The organism is Mucilaginibacter sp. UYCu711 (genome assembly GCF_050433825.1).
Classification (GTDB): domain Bacteria; phylum Bacteroidota; class Bacteroidia; order Sphingobacteriales; family Sphingobacteriaceae; genus Mucilaginibacter.
In genome coordinates this window covers 172169-191509 of record NZ_JBNPWM010000005.1, presented here as the reverse complement: position 1 = coordinate 191509, position 19341 = coordinate 172169, and the positions used below count along the sequence as shown (strand labels likewise).

Genomic DNA, 19341 nt, shown 5'->3' with positions numbered 1-19341 from the left:
TTAATGTGTACACTATCATGGCAAGATTAAATCTGCTGGAGGAGACCCGTTTTGAAAAATTATCGGTGAGCGTCTACCCCGATCAGCATACCGCATCCATACAAGTAGCTAAACGGATAGCTCAAATCATCATAAAAAAACAAGAAAACAGCGAACCAGCCGTTTTAGGCCTGGCAACCGGCGTGACCCCTATAGGCGTATATGCCGAGTTGGTACGCATGCACCGCGAAGAAGGCTTAAGCTTTAAAAATGTCGTTAGCTTTAATTTAGATGAATATTATCCCATGAAGCCTACCGCCGCGCAAAGCTATGTGACCTTTATGAACGAAAACTTATTTAACCATATAGATATTGATAAAGCGAATATCCATATCCCGGATGGCACACTGGAACAATACCAGATAGCGCAATATTGCCTTGAATATGAGCAAAAAATAACGGCACTGGACGGGATCGATATCCAGATCCTTGGGATAGGCCGAACCGGCCACATTGGCTTTAATGAACCCGGATCTGCCCCTAATTCGGGCACACGACTGGTTACCCTGGATGACCTGACACGTAACGATGCCGCACGTGATTTTGGCGGCAAGGAAAATGTACCGGAAAAAGCAATCACCATGGGTATCGGTACCATATTTAAAGCGCGCGAAATTATATTAATGGCCTGGAATGAAAAAAAGGCTGATATCATTAAGAAGGCCGTGGAAGGTGAAATTTCAGGCGAGGTGCCAGCTACCTATTTGCAACTGTCAGACCAGGTAGAATTTATTTTGGATGAAGGCGCGGCGTCTACATTAACGCGTTTTGATACCCCCTGGCTGGTTAAAGATTGTATATGGACAAAAACGCTAAAAAAGAAAGCGATAATTTGGTTAGCCAACGCGCTTAACAAACCTGTCCTAAAATTAACCGAAGAAGATTATAATAATAATGGCATGGCGCAGTTAGCCATACAACAGGGCCCTGTCTACGATATCAACATTGATGTTTTTAATAAACTGCAACATACCATTACCGGCTGGCCGGGTGGTAAACCCAATGCCGATGATTCGCAGCGGCCGGAAAGGGCCAAACCCGCTTTAAAACGCGTGCTTATATTCTCACCCCATCCGGACGATGATGTCATATCAATGGGTGGCACTTTTATCCGCCTGGTCGACCAGGGGCATGACGTACATGTTGCTTATCAAACTTCAGGCAATACCGCGGTTTGGGATGACGATGTGCTGCGTTATATGGAGTTTGCTATTGATTTTAATAAAAGTATTACCGAAGACAATACGCGACTTAAAAATATTTACGCTGATATGCGCCAGTTCTTTATCCGCAAACAGCCAAATCAAATTGATACCGCCGAAGTGCGCGACGTTAAAGGGTTTATCCGCAAAAGTGAAGCGATATCTGCTGCACGGTATGCCGGCCTGGAAGATGACCATATTCACTTTATGGCTCTGCCTTTTTACGAAACCGGCAAAACCAGGAAAAACACTGTAGGCGAAGATGATATTAACTTAACCATAAAGCTACTACAACAGGTAAAGCCACACCAAATATTTGCAGCGGGTGATTTTGCCGATCCGCATGGTACACATGTGGTTTGTTTCAATATTATATTGGCTGCGCTGGATCGTTTAAAAACAACTGAAGACTGGATAAACGATTGTTGGTTATGGATGTACCGGGGAGCCTGGCATGAATTTGCCACTCATGAAATTGAAATGGCTGTACCCCTCTCTCCACAGGAGGTGTTAGGCAAACGTAATGCTATTTTCAAACACCAGTCGCAAAAAGACCGCCCGGTTTTCCCGGGCGAAGATGCCCGTGAATTTTGGGTGAGAGCCGAGGACCGCAACCGCGATACTGCCCGCTGTTATGATGAGCTTGGCCTGGCAGAATACGAAGCGATGGAAGCATTTGTGCGCTATAAATTTTAATACTTACTTTAGCTGTAACGGCGGCATTGCCTATATGAGGTGGGGGTGTTTGCCGTTATCAGCTATAAATTATTGTTATGAAATATCTTTTTTCTGTTTTGCTTGCAGGTTTACTATTTGTTAACGCGTTTGCGCAGCAAAAATCTAACACAAATATTGACCTGCATTTAAAGTGGGAGATCATTGAAAACAATCACCAGGGTCAACAGCAATCACTTGCGGCATTAACTTTAACTACCGGTAAGCAATTTACATTACCTGCTAAGGGCTGGAAGTTATATTTTAACTTTTTAAGGCCTGTTATAGCTGGGTCAGTAACGGGTGGGCTGGATATTACCCATATAAATGGCGATTTCCATTACCTGGCACCAAAGGCGCGCTTTAATGGTATCGCAAAAAACAGTTCACTTAAAGCACAACTATTAACCATGTATTGGCTAATAAATAAAACCGATTCGCCGCGCGGTTTTTATTTGGTTTGGGATAATGCTCCAAATAAATTTTACCCGCTAAGTGATCCTGAGTTAATACCCTCAACCCAACCGAAACAGTTTGCGCGTTCGCTTAATGATAATATTGCGAAAACTACACCACAATTCATTTATGAACAAAATAAAACTATCCGCGATATACCGGCTGATAGTCTTATCAAAATATTTCCGACACCACAAAGTTATCGGCCTACAGTCGATAAATTCATACTCACAGCTGGCACTAAAATAGTTAATGATGCTGCGTTTAATAGAGAATCAGCCTATTTAAAAAATGAGCTCGACAAGCTATTATTACCTGCAAAAACGTTACCGGGAGGATCGATCAACCTTGTAAAAAAACAAATGCCTGAAGAGGCCTATGAGTTAAGCGTAACCAACACCCAAGTTACTATTTCAGCATCGTCAGCCTCGGGAATTTTTTATGGCATCCAATCTCTTAAAACATTAATTCAACCGAGCGCCTATGGAAAAAAACAGGCTACCGTTTTAATACCGGGTGTAAACGTTACAGATGGGCCAAGGTTTGGTTATCGTGCTTTTATGCTGGATGTTGCGCGCAATTTTCAACCAAAAAAAGAAATATTGAAGCTGCTTGACCTGATGAGCCTTTATAAATTAAATGTATTTCATTTTCACTTAACTGATGATGAGGGTTGGCGATTGCAAATACCTGCCCTGCCTGAACTAACTACAGTTGGGGGAAAACGGGGGCATACGCTTGATAACAGCAGGAACATACAGCCATCTTACGGCTCAGGGCCATTTGCAAGTAATACCACGTTTTATACTAAGGCAGATTTTATTGAGATATTAAAATACGCTGCAGACAGGCATATTACTATAATCCCTGAAATTGAAACACCGGGACATGCGCGTGCCGCTTTAAAAGCTATGGATGCACGGTATAGAAATTTCATCAGTCAGAATAAACCACTGCAGGCTCAACAGTATCTCCTGCGTGACCTGTCCGATAGTTCTAAATACACATCGGTACAATACTTTAATGATAATGTAATTGATGTTTCGCTGCCATCAACTTATCAGTTTATAGAAACCATTGTTAGCGAGGTTAAACAAATGTATATCGAAGCCGGTACCCGTTTACAAACTATACATTTTGGTGGTGACGAAGTACCTGCAGGTGTTTGGGAAAAATCACCGGCATTTTTTAGCCTGATGAAACGGGATACCACGATAAAAAGTAGCGATGATCTCTGGGCCTATTATTACGGTAGAGTAAATCAAATTTTAAAAGCAAACAACTTATATCTTACAGCCTGGGAAGAAGTGGGCACATATAAAGTGATGCAAAACGGTAAAAAGGCAACCGTTATAAACCCGGCATTGGCTAATGTTGGTATTCATTTAGAGGTTTGGAACAATGTATTAGGCTGGGGATCTGAAGACCTGGCTTATAAGCTGGCTAACAGCGGTTATAAGGTTATACTTTCTAATGTCACCAATCTTTATTTTGATATGGCCTACAACAAAAGCTTCCAGGAGCCGGGTTATTATTGGGGTAGTTATGCTGACGAATCCGCTTCTTTTAGTTTTATACCTTATGACTATTTTAAAAACGTCACGGTTGATAGGTTAGGCAATGTAATAAGTGCGGCTACTTTGTTAAATAAAGAAAAATTGACAGATAAAGGCAAACAAAACATCATAGGCTTACAAGGAGCTCTTTGGGGAGAAAACCTGCAAAACACCGGCAAACTGGAATATGTGCTATTGCCTAAACTATTAGGCTTTGCCGAACGCGCCTGGGCCGCTGACCCTGACTGGGCAATAGAAACTAAAATTGTGAAAAGCCGGGAACTCTATCAGGCAGCATGGTCAAAATTTGTCAATATCCTGGGCAAGCGCGAACTCCCCCGTCTTACTTATTATGCAGGTGGCTTCCAGTATCGTATTCCTGAAGTGGGCATAATTAAGGCAAATAAACTGGTTACCGCTAATTCTGGGTTACCCGGTTTCGACATTCATTATACGACCGACGGCAAAAAACCTGTTGCAACCAGCCCTGTCTACACGCGGCCGTTGTCAGCATCGAAATTAAAATTCGGCCTGATCAATATTGCCGGCAGATCGGGTCGGGTAACTACCGTGGAAAACAAATAACTTGTTTGTGTAGCCTGAACGCCTATTCGTAGTTTAAATACGTAATAATAGATTTATTAAAAAACATAAAAAAAAGAATAAAAAGCTTCTTCCTATTTCTATTTTTACACCATAGTGGAATTTTTAATCACTATTAATTACCCATGTTCCTAAATAAGATCAAATCCGGCGAATCCGGAATTTTACTTTACGGCATTACCCCTCCAAAAGAGGAAACAATTCCTGAAAGAGTTGCTGAGATTGCTGAAAAGACCATTGCACGATTAATCCCTCTGGATCTTGATGCACTTATTGTGTATGATGTCCAGGATGAATCTGCCCGTACTTCAGAGGAAAGACCATTTCCTTTTCTGAAAGCTTTGGATCCTTTTATGTTTGCAAGCAGCTATCTGCAAGATCTGCACATCCCTAAAATAATATACCGTCCCGCCGGTAAGTTCGCTAAAGAAGAATTATCAGATTGGCTGGATGCCCTTCACAAAAATAACTTCTACCCGGTTTTTGTAGGAGTGCCTGCACCAGATTTTCCTGTTAAAACAAGTTTGCCGGAAGCCTATAAGATCTGGAGCAAGAATGAAAGCACTTCAGTAATAGGTGCCGTAACCATACCTGAAAGGCATGATATATTAAAAGACGAGGATAAACGAATTATTGAAAAAACAAACTGTGGGGTATCTTATTTCATTTCTCAATGTGTTTTTAATATCGCCTTTGCGAAACAGGTTATAGAAGATCTTAGTTGTACCTGCAAAAAAGAAAACATAAAGTTTCCAACCATCATTTTTACGCTTACAGCCTGTGGCTCAGCCAAGACACTGAATTTCATGGAATGGCTGGGTATTCATGTTCCTGATGATCTTAAGGAAGATCTTAAGAATTCTAAAAACATTCTTGAAAAATCTGTTAATGTTTGTCTTGATATTGCTTCAGAGCTTGCTGATTTTTGTACAGAACGTTCAATTCCTTTTGGGTTTAATATTGAAAGTGTTGCAATCAGAAAAGAAGAAATAGAAGCATCGATTTATATGGTGAATAAAATTGCAGAGATGCTTGATAAAAAAGGTATCAGGAAGATGAAGATTGTGTCAATATAACGATCCGATGGGTTCTACAAATAGGAAATCCTGCAAGTCTAATCCTTGCAGGATTTCTTGTTTACCGCGTCTTCGATCGGAATCAAGTAGGTTACACAGATTTAGCAAGCCAACTCACTTAACAACAGACTCGTTAAATTTTACGGAATGTAGATTTGCATATTAAGATTGTGCTAAAACCAGTTTCAAATGCATATTGGCGCCAAAATGTTCGGCATCCAGTTCAAGCACTTCTGTAAACGCCTGTTTTGCTTCGACTAACTTTTGCAAGCCCAGGTGTCCTAACCCTTGTATATAAAGGCAATGTGCCTGGTTACGGATATTAAGGTCGTCATCAAAAATTAACAGGTTTGGCAGGGATACTGCGAAGTAATCAATCTTTACCTCATCATTTAAATGCTGTTGACCAAATTGCACCAGTTTGTTAAATATGATGGTAGCTTTAGTTCCTTCACCTAATTTTTGCCAGGCCAGGCCTTGGTAAAAGATCTTGTCGGGCTGCTGATCGTTATAAAATATGGCAGCTGATGGCTCAGCCAAACCCTGGGTGGCTTTGCGGAAATATTGTTGGGCCTGCGCAACATCGTTCAATCCCTCATAAGCACAGCCCAACCAATAAAATATGTCATTTTCGGCAGCGCCAAAAAGTTTGCCCTCGCCCAGGTTATGCGGGTACGCTTGTGCACGCGTTAACAACGTTATAGCCGCATTATAATCTTTGTTATTTAGTTTGTGCCGTGCAAGCTCTACAAGGCTATAGATATATTGACCGGATGCCTTACCCTCTCCCCCTTCCCATGGGTGAAACTGTCGTTGACTGATAAACGCTAAAGCTTTTTCATTATCACCTAAAAAGTTGTAGATAGCGGCTCGTTCCAGATATATGTCGTCACGTTCTAAGGTAGTGGTTAGGTTATCTTCCAGTAATTGCAATCTATCGGCAGGGGCTTTGTTTAACCGTTTATATAGTTGATCTAACTCCATCAGGATGCGGGCATCAGTTTTATCCAGGTTAAAAGCCCTTTCAAAATAAATAAGGGCTTTAGGGTGTTCATTTCGTTTATTAAAATATGCAATAGCCAAATTGCGTAAAACCGTTGGGAATGTATTATCCAGTTTAGCCGATGCTTCCCAGGCGGTTATTGCTTCATCATACTGACGTTTATCATACCATAAATTGCCAAGGTAGTATGGCGCTTTCGCATCGGCCGGGTTTAATTGCGATGCGATTTGCAGAACGGCAATATCTTCCAATCTATCCGGGAAACAAAGATAGGGATCGGCCGCAGCAGCTTGTTTTAACAAGTCTAAAGCTTCAGTAATGTTACCTGATTGTTGCTGAAAATATCCCAGGTAATAATATACCATCGGGTTAGTTTTTTCGCCGTTAACAGCATGTTGCAGCAGATCGTAGGCCTCCGTATATAATCCTGCCGCAGCATAGTCAAGGGCATATTCTATAAAGTTTTGGTACCATCCCCTTGATAGTTGTAGCAGTGTATCTAAATGTATTTGCCCTTCACCGGATGACTGCTTGGACAGGTACAATTCAAACAAAGCGCCCAAATTAAAAGCATCGCGGGTTAAGGCATATTGGGCTGTCGTGATAGCATAATCTAGCTTACCCAACATACGATTGGCCGCCGACTTTAACACATAAGCCTTGCTGTTATTAGCATTACGATCAATGGCCGACTGAATATGATCCAGCGCCAGTTCATAATCACTATTCATCAAATCCAGCTGCGCTACCATAAAATAACCATTATCCTTCCAGGCATTGCTCCAGGTGGCTTTGTAAAACGCCTGGTAAGCATTTTCATTCTTTCCCTGGAACTTCAGTGTCAATCCAAGATTATAATAAGGCTCACTATCGTACGGGTTTGGATTACGTTGTATACTTGTCTCTACTGCTTTACGGAAGTAAGGCTCGCCTTTAGCAAACTGCCCACGGCGCAGGTACCATAACCCCAAAGCATTGTTACTACGGATATCCCCGGCGTCACGGCGCAGGGCCTCCTCATAATAAGTCACCGGGCTATAAGTAGCGTGCCGGTATTGCTCCAAGTGCTGACCAGTTAAAAACAACTGTTCTATATGTTCTATCTCGTGCGGCAACAAAGCAGGCTTTGCCGCCTCGGGTGTATTATTTAACTTATTACTTGCAGGATCATAACGCAATAACTCTTTGCCTTGGGGCGATGTAACGGTTAGTAGCAACCGGGTCTCGTCAATATCAGCAACGTTGATGTTTTTAACATAGACCTGCTCAGGCACTATATCGGTTACCTCCTCTAACAGCGTTTTATCGCCATAACTCAATTTTATATTTAATCCTGGTTGGTCGCCGGTAACATATACCTTGAGATCGATAATACCCTCGGCATAATTAAACGCTACTAAAACATCTTTGCTTGCATTTTTAATAACACCCAATTCGCGGTAAGGCATAAAATATTGGGTAAAATGCTTTTCCTCGTTGGGCATTAACCAGCTAAAATCTGGCTGGTTGTCGGTGAACATACCGGTCATCAGCTCTATATAAGGGCCATCTTCATCAGTAAGGTTCCTGTCCCAGGCCTGGCCAAAATCACTGTGGCCCCAGGTCCATTGCTTTTTACCGGGCGATACATGATGATTAGCCACATGCAGCAAACCTGCCTGGGTATCATGTTCATAACCGCCTACAAAATCATAATCAGAATTGATGGCCATGTATGATGTTGGCACCGGGATATTTTTATACCGCGAAATATCTGTACCCGGTGAATAATCTACCTTGTAATAAGTACCGGTAGCAATTGGGAACGTTGATACATCACGTTTACCATGATCAAACACCGCGTTAACATCAGGCGGGAATACAGATTGGTAATCATCATTTACCTTAACAGCCGGATTAGCCCACCATAAAAAGGTTTGCGGCAGTACTGAGCGATTAAACAGTTTGGCTTTTATTTCGATATAAGCTTTATCCGGATACAGCGTAAAACCGGTCATCCCCTTAGTGTGGAACATGCGCTCCAACTCGTTCGTCCAGATGGTTTTACTACCGTCAGGGTTCTCTTCTATTTTATAGTCGATAGGCTCAAATGTGCTTGGCCTGTGGTGCTGCGGCCAGTTAAACTCAATACCACCCGAGATCCACGGACCTGTTAACCCCACCAGCGCGGGTTTTATTACCTGGTTATAATATACAAAATGCCGCTCGCGGACCTTGTCATAAGCCATTTGGATACGGCCGCCCAGCTCGGGCAGGATCATTATTTTAATGTACTTGTTTTCGAGGAACAGGCCTATATACTCCTTGTCCGCTTTTTCATCATAGATCTTTTCAATAACGGGGTTCGGGTAAACCTTGCCGCTGCTGCCCTGGTACACCCGTTTCTCAAAAAACATGGGGTTTTTATCGGGTTTGCCAATGCCGTAGGTGGGGATGATTACTTTTTCTTCCCAGATGTTTACATATTTATCGCTCATGTATATTATGCTAAGAACCCTCTCCTTTGGAGAGGCTCTAATGTCTTATTAAATTATCTTCCAGCTCTTCCAAAGTCTGGCCCTTGGTTTCTTTAACTTTTGTTTTGATAAATAAAAATCCGCAGAAACAAATAACCGCGTACAGGTAAAACGGACCGTAAGTGCCCAATATCTTAGCCAGTATAGGGAACGTAAATACCAGTATAAAATAAGCCCCCCATAGCGATACCACTGCTACGGTTGAAGCCTCGCTACGGATTTTGTTAGGAAATATCTCTGATATTAATACCCACGTAATTGGGGCGATAGATGTAGCATATACACTAATTGCCAGTAATACCAATATGGAAATTATTCCGGCCGCTACGTGACTCTGCAATGAAAATGCTAACGCGATATAAAGTACCGAAAGCCCCAACGAACCGATCAGCATCAATGGCCGGCGGCCCAGCTTATCCACCTGCCACATAGCCAATAGCGTAAACAGCAGGTTTACAATACCTATGGATACTGTTTCAAACAATTGCTGGTTAAGGCTTGACCCTACCGAAGCGAAGATGGTTGAGGTATAATTAAACACCACATTTATTCCGCAAAATTGTTGGAACACCGCCAGCGTAATACCTACCAACACGGCCGGGCGCACACTTTTTTCGAACACAGCTTTATAACTTAACTTGGTAGTGCCGGTTAATGATTTTTCTATGGCTTTTAGCGTGGCATCAACAAAAGCCGGCGCACCTATTTTGCTTAAAACCTGTTTGGCTTTTTCGGGCTGACCAGCTTTCATCAACCAACGCGGACTTTCGGGCAACCACAGTACCCCTACCAAAAATATTACTGATGGAATAACGCCCAGGCCAAACATCCATCGCCAGGCATCAACGCCGGTATCGGCCAGGAAGTAGTTGCAGAGGTTGGTTATCAAAATACCCAACACAACCGTTAACTGGTTAATAGCAACGTTGCGGCCGCGCACGGCTGCCGGCGAGATCTCTGCAATATACATGGGGCACAGCATGGATGCCATACCCACGCCAATACCTGCCGCGAAGCGCATAATAACAAAATATAGCAGCCCCTGTGATAGCGCTATGCCTAATGACGAGATGGCGAAAATTAATGCCGCCACCATAAGTCCTGGCCTGCGGCCGTACTTTTCGGCAATTTTGCCTGCAATTAAACAGCCTGCTATACAACCCAATGCTAATGAGCCGGTAAGGAAGCCCTCCCATACGGGGTCGAGCAAAAACTCTTTGCGCAAAAAGGGTAATGCGCCCGATATCACCGCAAAATCAAACCCGAACAGGTAACCGCCCAGTGCTGATATAAAAGAAATGCCGATGATGTAAAGGTTGTTAAAAGGTTTGGTTTGATCCATCAGTTTGATAAATAATTTGGTTTATAAATGTCTGGCCTTGTCATATCAGCCCGAATTTTAAATTGATATACTCGCTATATACTTCATGCTTTAGCAATAGTGCCGACGGAAATTCAGGCCGGTTCATAGCGTCGGGATAAAGCTGGCACTCCAGGCAAAGGCCTTCAAACGGTTGGCAATAGCGGTTATTAAGATTAAGGTGTTTACTATGGAGATAATCGCCGGTATATAAAAATATCCCTGGGTAAGAGGTGGTTATGGTCAGCGTTCTGCCCGATGATGATTCGGTTAATAGGGCAGCGTAATTATTGGCAGCTAATTTGCCCTTATCCAAAATATAGTACGAGTTTATGCCTTTGTTAAGGTCTAAAACAATTGGTTCAGCGGGTGTAATTTCTCCTGTCGGGATGTAGTCATTACCGGTAGTAATAATGGTTTTTGCGCTGATATCAAGTTGATGATCTGAAATTGTTAAATCGCCGTTGGATAAATTTAAATAGGCATGGTTGGTAAAATTTGCAAAAGTGTCTTTATCACTTACTGCTTTGTAGTGAATGGATAGCTCGTTGTCCTCACTCCAAGTATAAGTAACCCGTAAGCTTAAATTACCGGGATAACCGCCTTCCTCATCATTACTATGCAGCACAAATACCAATTCATCGTCGTTAATTTCAAATCCGAATACTTTACTGTTAAACCCGCTGGATGCACTGTGATTAGCGTTTACGCCATCGTTAGCTTCTAATTGATAGGTAATATCATCCAAAATAAATTGCGCGTTACTGACGCGATTGGCATAACGGCCAATGGTTGACCCAATGTAGCAGGTATCATCCAAATAGCTTTCTAAAGTAGGGAAGCCGATAATTACGTTACCCAGCCGTCCCTCTTTATCGGGCACATTTATGCTCACCAGTGTGGCGCCGTAATTGGTTAGCTCTACAAACGCTCCGGCGCTGTTTTCAAGTTTGAACAAGAAAACTTCCTGCTTATGCGCGGTTCCCCAGGCTTTACGGGTGATGATTGTACTCATAAATGATTGTATGCAGCTGTTTATAATTGGTAAATAAAAGTAGGTGTGGCTGCAAATTATAAAAATGGACAAACTTTGTTATTAAATGGACAATATTACCATGATATTAAAAGATTAATTATCTAAAATGTACATTTGATACAGCATCCACCGATGAGACTCCTGCCATAATGAACAATATTACCAAAAGCAATAAGAAAATAAAAGAGGGGTTTGTGGGGCAGCGCATGATAGTTTTGCCACCCAACATCAAACGGTTGGTAGCTAATAATACCATCATCAAAAACTTTTATTTAACAGCTATCGGTTATTATCCCAAAGCCATTTACCACGAGCGCGAGCGCAAAACCGGTAGTAACCAGTACATCCTGTTATACTGTGTGGATGGCGAGGGCCAGGTTTATATAAATGACCAGGTTTATACGCTCAAACCCAATACCTATATCATTATCCCGAAAAATACGGGGCACCGCTATACCAGTTCGAACACTAACCCGTGGAGTATTTATTGGGTGCACTTTAGTGGTTTAACTGCCGAAGCTATTTACAACCGCTTTGCTGCCCAGGACGAGCTACCCGTGCGCACCATCCCTTATGATGAAGGGCGCATCAATTTATTTGAGCAGGTTTACGCTATGCTTGAACATAGTTTTCATGAAAAAGAAATGGAAGTAACCAACCTGTACCTGCAGCATTTTGTAACATCACTGGTATATTATAAGGAGTTGAACCCGATAGCTTACGAAACAGACTCGGTAAGCCTGTCCATAGCTTATATGAAAAAGAATATCCGGGAGAAATTGTCAATAACTGATCTGGCGGCACAACGGGGACTGTCGGTATCGCATTACTCAAGGTTATTTCATCAAAAAACCGGGTCGTCGCCTATCAACTATTTCAATTTGCTCAAGATCCAGGTTTCCTGCCAGCACCTGTATTTTACCGATAGCAATATAAAGAAAATAGCGGCTGCCATAGGGTTTGATGATCAGTATTATTTTTCGCGCCTGTTTAGTAAGCTGATAGGTATGTCCCCATTAAAATATCGCAAAACGCATAAAATCAAATAACCACCCGAAAGGTTAAGTTAACCCGGGCTTTCATAGGTTTAGTAGATTTGGCTATGCGGTGCTCCCAATGTTCCTGTAAGCCGGCTTTCATTAACAGGAATGAACCATGCGCTAACCTGACAGCGTATTTTTCGCTATGGTCATATTTGTTGCGAATATCAAAACTTCTCACCTGCCCAAAGCTGACTGAAACTATTATAGGGTTCTTACCTAAAGTGCTTTCCCTATCACTATGCCACGCTACCGAATCATTGCCATCCCGGTAATAATTTAGCAGCACGCTATTAAACTTAACTCCGGCCAACGGTTCTACCAAACTTTTGATATACAGCAATTCAGGTGTCCAGGTATTGGGCTTGCTTTTATTCAACGCCTCGTAATCGTAGATCTCCGGGTCGCTGTACCAGGCGGTTAACCTTGGCGTAAGCACATGCTTATCGTACATTTTTTGGATACGCTGCTGCCAGGGCGATTCGCTGATAAACTTATTTAAAAGAAAATCACTTTCGGCCGGGCCGATCAACTCAGGCGTGTATTCCAATAGTTCATTTGGTAATCCACTGCTCTGTCCTGTCTCTGCAAAAAAGCTCAACTGTTCCACATCACCTCCATATGATTAATAATGAATCTGCCCAACTGCTCCTGTTCATTAACCGTTAGCTCCTCGCCATCATAGATCCAGTAACCATCGGCATCAAATAAAACCCGCCCCAAATAATCCCCGCCATAAGCCAGGTATAAATTGAAGCTTAACACGGCGTCTTTAGCTTCAATATCGGGACTTATGCTAACAACCTCATCAGGTCCATGTTTTCGTTTTAGCCAGGCATTCATAGTACAAATCTAAAACATTTTCACAAAATACTAAAAATATTAGCAATATTTATTATGTAATTAATACCGATTAATCCTACGTTTTTTTGCTGATTGTAATATAGTATCAGCAATGTAAAAAAAAGTAGTAATCGTTGCGTTAACAAACGGTTAAATTTGGAGTTACAGTCCCTAAAACACAAGTTGTTATCGATAAAACAATTAAAATTGTATTAATGGCAATAATATTTAATTACCAATCATAACAAATTATTCACTACAGGTAGTAAATGGAACCCAAAGCGGAAACAAACATCATCCTTTTACTTGAGCAGCTTAAACAAGGCAGCGAGCAGGCTTTTAATGAGCTGTATAAATTGCACAGCAAGGTATTGCTAAGCAATATCCGTAACCTGGTAAAGGACAATGAAGTTGCCAAAGAAATGCTCCAGGACCTGTATCTGAAAGTTTGGGATAACCGCGAAAATATTGATACCGAAAAATCTTTCAAATCGTTTTTGTTTACCATGGCCCGCAATATGGTTTATGATTTTTTCCGTAAAGCCTCATTGGATAGACGGGTAAGACTTAAACTGATAACAAATGCTTTTGAGTTTTATACGCATATTGAAGAAGCCCTTGATTTTAAAGAGCGTACAGAGATTTTAAATACCGCGGTGGGTATGTTGCCCGTTCAGTGCAGGGCTGTGTATAAGCTAAACAAGCTTGACGGTAAAAGTCACCAGGAAATAAGCCGCCAGTTAGATATCTCCATATCTACAGTAAATAACCATATGGTAAAAGCTAATAAACAAGTAAGGGCTTTTGTCGCTCATTATGGTAATGCAATTCTCCTGATCATATCAGGCTTATTTTTATACAGGTAACCCGCAATTCCACTCCTTTTTAAATTAATTTAATATTTATTGAAAATTAAGTAGTTGTTAATTCTTTGCCGTGCGTATTAACTTATAAATACCGTTGCAATGGATAGAATAGAACATCTTTTTAATAAGTACAAAAATAACAACTGCACACCCGAGGAATTTGAGGAACTGCTTGCGTATTATAAGATTGCCGACCAGGAAGACGTGTTAAAAAACCACATTGAAACGGTATTGCATGAAAAGGCAGAAGATGATGCCGACCTGCAAGACGACACAAATGAAATTTATAGCCAACTACAGGCACATATTTTAAATGAGCAAGGCCGCTCTAAAAAACCATTGTACTTTAAGCTGGCCATGGCGGCATCTGTCTTATTATGCTTATCATTTGGTGCTTATTTTGTTATACACCCCAGGCAAGAACAACAACAATTTACCCAGGTGACAAAACACGACCTGTTACCGGGTGCTGAAAAGGCCATACTCACGGTAGCAAATGGAAAAAAAATAGATCTAAGCGGTGCCGGCGAGGGAAGGATTGCCGTACAGGGTGATATAGCTGTTAATAAAACAGCCAATGGCAGTATTATATATCAACACGCCGACCAGCCTACAGCAGCAAATACACCCATTTATAATACCATGACTACGCCACGTGGCGGCCAATACCCGCTTACGCTATCAGACGGCACCAGGGTTTGGTTGGATGCTGCGTCGTCAATCACATTCCCGGTTGTTTTCATCGGTAATGAAAGGTCTGTTGCAATTACGGGGCAGGTTTATTTTGAGGTTGCACATAATGCTGCCAAACCCTTCAAGGTAACCGCCAATGGCCAAACTGTTGAGGTTTTAGGTACACATTTTAATATTAATGCCTATACTGACGAACCCGACATGAAGACAACGCTGCTGGAAGGTAGTGTAAGGATCACTAAGAACGGCCAATCAGCAATGTTAATGCCCGGCCAGCAAGCAATTGTACCATTTAGTAAGGCCGGGGCCATTACAACCAAAGATGCAGATACAGACGAAGCTATTGCCTGGCATATGGGGCTATTTAAATTTAACAATGCCAATATACAAACAGTAATGCGCCAGCTGGCCCGCTGGTATGATGTGGATATTAGCTATGAAGGCGACATTCCCGACCGAAGATTTTCGGGAGAGATCTACAGGAACGTAAACGCTTCAAAAATAGCTGATATATTAAGTTACAAACAAATACACTTCCGTATAGACGGGAAAAAGATAACTGTACTGCCTTAAACTATTATTAACTATTTATTAACCGCTAACCCTAATTAGACATGAAAAAAACCTTACGACAGCAGCGCTGAGCACGCACCCGGGGTAAAAAGAAAAAACTGCAGAAGTGGGTCGAAACACTTCCGCAGAAAATATCTGGGTTATCCCTTCCCGAAAATATCGGGATAAAAACAATTGGTGAACTATTTCTACTTACTTAACCCAAACACTACAAAAGTAATGAATTTTAATATTAATACTGCTTTTTGCCGGGACGGCAGAAGGCTGATACACAAATATTTGCTGGTTATGAAGCTAACTGTATTAATGTTGATCATAACCCTGGTACAAGTTAGTGCCAAAGGTTACAGCCAAAAAATTACATTGGATGAAAAGAACGCGCCTTTAGAAAAGCTTTTGCAAGACATTAAAGCACAATCTGGCTATGTATTTTTTTACGATGCCAAAGATGTTAAGCAAAAAGTTACGGTGCATGTTAGTAACGCGTCTATAGACGATGCGCTGGCGGCATGCCTGGCCAATTTGCCCTTATCATACAAAATTGTTGACAAAACAATATTACTTCAAAAACAAGAACAGCCCGGTATTGAAAAGCTTAAACCGGCGTTAATTGCACCCATAGCTAAACCTATTAGTGGTGTGGTTAAAGATGAAAAGGGACTGCCCTTACCCGGTGTAAGTGTGCAGGTGAAAAATAAAACTACCGGCATTGCTACCGACGTTGAAGGTAAATTTAGCCTTAACGTTCCGGATGGCGGCGAAACGCTTGTTGTAAGCTCAATTGGTTATAAAACACAGGAAGTACCGATAAACTTTAACCAGCCAATGACCATTATATTGATTGAGGATGCCTCAAAACTTAATGAGATTGTGGTAGTTGGTTACGGCTCGCAAAAAAAGGCAAACCTTACAGGTGCGGTAGATCAAATTGGTACAGAATATTTTGATGACCGCCCGGTGCCAAACGTATCACGGGCTTTACAAGGTGCCATACCAAATTTAAACTTAAGAATGACGGATGGTAAGCCTACCCGAAACCCAAGCTACAACGTACGGGGAGCTACATCAATAGGTGCCGGCGGAGATGCATTGGTGTTAATTGACGGTGTACAAGGCGACCCCTTAAATTTGAACGCCAACGATATTGAAAGCGTAACGGTATTAAAGGATGCTGCGTCGGCCGCCATATACGGTTCGCGTGGTGTATTTGGTGTGATATTGATTACCACAAAAAGCCCAAACCATAAAAAGAATACGATAACCTACTCGTCAAACTATTCTCTTAATGATCGTACCACCAAACCACAATGGGTTAGCGATGGCTACCTGTGGGCCAAAATGTTTAACGAGTCGTGGTCAGCATGGTATGATTATGCGCAAACGCCGCCTACGGTTAATACTTTCTTTCCGTTTTCGCCGGGATATCTTGATGAGCTGAAAAACCGGTCAGAAAATCCAGGTCAGCCTGCAATTACCATCAACCCATCAAATGGTAATTATGTTTATTACGGCAATACCGATTGGCTTAGCGAATTATATGCTAAAAATATGCCGGCAATGGAGCAGGCAATTAGCGTATCAGGTGGTGATAATAAGGTAGACTACCTTGTTTCTGGTAAATTTTATCAGCAGGATGGGATCTTTAAATATAATCCCGATAAGTTTAATAAATATAATTTGAGGTTTAAGGGCGGGATACAGGCCAACAAATGGCTGCGCATTACAACTAATTCGGCATTTTCAACCTTTAAATACAATTACCCCCTACAGTCTATCAACCAGTATGATGTATGGACAAACCTTAAGTTGTACGGCATCCCCATGGCTGTGTTACTTAACCCTGATGGCACGCTTACCCAATCGGCAGCTAATAATGGCCTGGGTGATCTGTATACCGGTAAAAGCCGCTCTAACTTAACTCAAACTTTAGTACAAAACACAATTGGCTTTGAAGCAAAAGCGATGAAAGAGCTGAATATTAAAGGCGATTTCACTTATCAGTTAACCAATGTTACTGATATAAGACGCCTCGCTCCAATAAGCTACAGCACCAAACCAGGTGTAATTACATCAGCCGGCCAAAACTGGCTGGACAATAATTCAAACAAAACAGATTATTACGCAGCCAATTTATATGCCGATTACTCGCATAGCTTTGGCAAACATAATTTTAAGGCATTAATTGGCGGTAATTATGAGAGATATAATTACAGTAGCCTTGAGATACAGCGCGATGGGCTTATTATAGATAATCTGCCTAACTTTAACCTTGCCGCCGGCCAAAATTACAAACTACTTTCAAGCTCGAACCAATGGGCTACATTAGGTGGTTTTTACCGGGTAAACTATAATTACGATAATAAATATCTTGTTGAGTTTGATGGGCGTTATGATGGCACTTCAAAGTTCCCGTCGTACTCGCAATATGGATTTTTCCCGTCGGTATCAGCAGGATGGAATATCGCCCAGGAAAAATTTATGGCAAGCACTGCCAACTGGCTTGATGAATTTAAACTAAGAGCATCTTACGGCTCATTAGGTAACAGCCAGATAAGCCCTTATCAATATGAGAAAACTATAAAAGCAGTTCAATCAGGGTTGATTTTAAACGGCTCCTTCCCTACCTACCTGCAACAGCCTGCAGTTTTGGCTGATAACTTTACCTGGGAAACCGCAACCACTTTAAACCTTGGTCTTGATCTTTCTTTTTTCAAAAATCAGCTTAGCTTCACCGGCGATATTTATCAGCGTAAAACCACCAACATGATAACTGTTGGGCAACCGTTACCTGCAGTGTTCGGTGCAGCTGTGCCAAAAGGCAACTTCGCTGATTTAACTACCAAAGGTTTTGAGATATCAGTAAACTGGAACAGTCAAATAAAAACCAGTTCGTCTCCTGTTAAATATGGCGTGCGTTTAACCTTGTCAGACAACGTTTCTACCATCAACAAATTTTACAATCCTAATGGTTTATTGTCAACCTATTATGAAGGGCAACACCTTGGCGACATCTGGGGATACAAAGTTGAAGGCTTATTTGCATCAGACGCTGATATAAAGAGCCATGCAGACCAAAGCGCCATAGTGGTTTCATCGGGCAATAAATTATATCCCGGTGATATTAAGTTCATGGATCTGAACGGCGATAACAAGGTTAATTCAGGAAAGAACACCTTAGCCGATCATGGCGATTTGGTAGTAGTGGGTAACAACCTCCCGCGCTATACTTATGGTATAACTACAAATACCGAGTGGAAAGGCTTTTCGTTAACGGCCTTCTTCCAGGGCGTAGCTAAAAGAGATTGGTTCTTTGGCAATGAAAGCGGCATTTTCTGGGGACAATATACCCGGTGGTACGGCCAGATACCAACTGCTACCCTGGCTAATACCTACACCATTGACCATCCTGATCTGAATGCTTATTTCCCACGATATCGCGGCCCTGTTACTGCCGGCGGGCGCGAATTGGGTACGCCTGATGATAAGTACCTGCAAAATGTTAGTTATATCCGCTTAAAAGAAATAACACTTGGTTATAATATCCCTAAAGCGTGGGTTAATAAAATTGGCGTTGCAAACGCGCGATTATACGTTACCGGGCAAAACCTGTTTACTTATTCGCCGATGTACAAGATCACCAAGGATATAGATCCCGAGGTAATTGAAAACTCTGATCCAGAGATCAGGTCAGACATGGGACAAGGCGCTGCCTATCCTATGCTGAAAACATATACTATAGGTTTAAACGTAACATTTTAATTAAAA

12 protein-coding genes are annotated in these 19341 nt (G+C 41.8%); 7 read left to right on the top strand and 5 right to left on the bottom strand.

Going from position 1 to position 19341, the window contains the following annotated elements:
* Nucleotides 1-17 precede the first annotated feature (17 nt).
* The 3 genes from nagB (at nt 18) to ABIB50_RS12385 (ending at nt 5646) form a co-directional block, all read left to right on the top strand.
* Entirely contained in the window at nt 18-1937 is a 1920-nt protein-coding gene (gene nagB, locus ABIB50_RS12395) for a glucosamine-6-phosphate deaminase (protein WP_429380044.1), read from the top strand.
* Between the two features lie 77 nt (nt 1938-2014).
* Nucleotides 2015-4552 carry a family 20 glycosylhydrolase gene (locus tag ABIB50_RS12390; RefSeq protein WP_429380043.1) on the top strand — a complete coding sequence of 846 codons (2538 nt, stop codon included), beginning with the start codon at nt 2015-2017 and terminating at the stop codon, nt 4550-4552.
* A gap of 143 nt (nt 4553-4695) precedes the next feature.
* On the top strand, nt 4696-5646 hold the full coding sequence (locus tag ABIB50_RS12385; protein ID WP_429380042.1) for a methylenetetrahydrofolate reductase: 951 nt from the start codon (nt 4696-4698) through the stop codon (nt 5644-5646).
* A gap of 162 nt (nt 5647-5808) precedes the next feature.
* Here ABIB50_RS12385 and ABIB50_RS12380 read toward each other — a convergent pair whose 3' ends face one another.
* Genes ABIB50_RS12380 through ABIB50_RS12370 form a run of 3 tightly spaced genes read right to left on the bottom strand, consistent with a single transcriptional unit; the run spans nt 5809 to nt 11540 of the window.
* On the bottom strand, nt 5809-9126 hold the full coding sequence (locus ABIB50_RS12380) for a DUF5107 domain-containing protein (protein ID WP_429380041.1): 3318 nt from the start codon (nt 9124-9126) through the stop codon (nt 5809-5811).
* Between the two features lie 37 nt (nt 9127-9163).
* Nucleotides 9164-10507, bottom strand: coding sequence for a sugar porter family MFS transporter (locus tag ABIB50_RS12375; protein ID WP_429380040.1), 1344 nt, complete (start codon nt 10505-10507; stop codon nt 9164-9166).
* A gap of 40 nt (nt 10508-10547) precedes the next feature.
* Complete coding sequence (locus tag ABIB50_RS12370) at nt 10548-11540, bottom strand: aldose epimerase family protein (RefSeq protein ID WP_429380039.1); 993 nt, start codon at nt 11538-11540, stop codon at nt 10548-10550.
* Between the two features lie 170 nt (nt 11541-11710).
* Between ABIB50_RS12370 and ABIB50_RS12365 the strand changes: the two genes are divergently transcribed.
* Entirely contained in the window at nt 11711-12610 is a 900-nt protein-coding gene (locus ABIB50_RS12365; RefSeq protein WP_429380038.1) for an AraC family transcriptional regulator, read from the top strand.
* Here ABIB50_RS12365 and ABIB50_RS12360 read toward each other — a convergent pair.
* Together ABIB50_RS12360 and ABIB50_RS12355 are read right to left on the bottom strand one after the other, a co-directional pair.
* Nucleotides 12603-13211, bottom strand: a complete 609-nt coding sequence (locus ABIB50_RS12360; RefSeq protein WP_429380037.1) for an alpha-ketoglutarate-dependent dioxygenase AlkB family protein — start codon at nt 13209-13211, stop codon at nt 12603-12605. The genes ABIB50_RS12365 and ABIB50_RS12360 overlap by 8 nt on opposite strands.
* Entirely contained in the window at nt 13199-13444 is a 246-nt protein-coding gene (locus ABIB50_RS12355; RefSeq protein ID WP_429380036.1) for a hypothetical protein, read from the bottom strand. The genes ABIB50_RS12360 and ABIB50_RS12355 overlap by 13 nt, the downstream gene beginning before the upstream one ends.
* A 269-nt stretch (nt 13445-13713) precedes the next feature.
* Here ABIB50_RS12355 and ABIB50_RS12350 point away from each other — a divergent pair, with 269 nt between their 5' ends.
* The 3 genes from ABIB50_RS12350 (at nt 13714) to ABIB50_RS12340 (ending at nt 19335) form a co-directional block, all read left to right on the top strand.
* Nucleotides 13714-14310 (top strand): RNA polymerase sigma factor, encoded by a 597-nt coding sequence (locus tag ABIB50_RS12350; RefSeq protein ID WP_429380035.1) that lies wholly within the window; start codon nt 13714-13716, stop codon nt 14308-14310.
* Between the two features lie 99 nt (nt 14311-14409).
* On the top strand, nt 14410-15576 hold the full coding sequence (locus ABIB50_RS12345) for a FecR family protein (protein WP_429380034.1): 1167 nt from the start codon (nt 14410-14412) through the stop codon (nt 15574-15576).
* 219 nt (nt 15577-15795) lie between these two features.
* On the top strand, nt 15796-19335 hold the full coding sequence (locus ABIB50_RS12340; RefSeq protein ID WP_429380033.1) for a TonB-dependent receptor: 3540 nt from the start codon (nt 15796-15798) through the stop codon (nt 19333-19335).
* Nucleotides 19336-19341 lie beyond the last annotated feature (6 nt).

Coding starts and splice junctions, on each gene's coding strand:
- nagB (WP_429380044.1), top strand. CDS start 18: ATGGCAAGATTAAATCTGCTGGAGGAGACCCGTTTTGAAAAATTATCG.
- ABIB50_RS12390 (WP_429380043.1), top strand. CDS start 2,015: ATGAAATATCTTTTTTCTGTTTTGCTTGCAGGTTTACTATTTGTTAAC.
- ABIB50_RS12385 (WP_429380042.1), top strand. CDS start 4,696: ATGTTCCTAAATAAGATCAAATCCGGCGAATCCGGAATTTTACTTTAC.
- ABIB50_RS12380 (WP_429380041.1), bottom strand. CDS start 9,126: ATGAGCGATAAATATGTAAACATCTGGGAAGAAAAAGTAATCATCCCC.
- ABIB50_RS12375 (WP_429380040.1), bottom strand. CDS start 10,507: ATGGATCAAACCAAACCTTTTAACAACCTTTACATCATCGGCATTTCT.
- ABIB50_RS12370 (WP_429380039.1), bottom strand. CDS start 11,540: ATGAGTACAATCATCACCCGTAAAGCCTGGGGAACCGCGCATAAGCAG.
- ABIB50_RS12365 (WP_429380038.1), top strand. CDS start 11,711: ATGAACAATATTACCAAAAGCAATAAGAAAATAAAAGAGGGGTTTGTG.
- ABIB50_RS12355 (WP_429380036.1), bottom strand. CDS start 13,444: ATGAATGCCTGGCTAAAACGAAAACATGGACCTGATGAGGTTGTTAGC.
- ABIB50_RS12350 (WP_429380035.1), top strand. CDS start 13,714: ATGGAACCCAAAGCGGAAACAAACATCATCCTTTTACTTGAGCAGCTT.
- ABIB50_RS12345 (WP_429380034.1), top strand. CDS start 14,410: ATGGATAGAATAGAACATCTTTTTAATAAGTACAAAAATAACAACTGC.
- ABIB50_RS12340 (WP_429380033.1), top strand. CDS start 15,796: ATGAATTTTAATATTAATACTGCTTTTTGCCGGGACGGCAGAAGGCTG.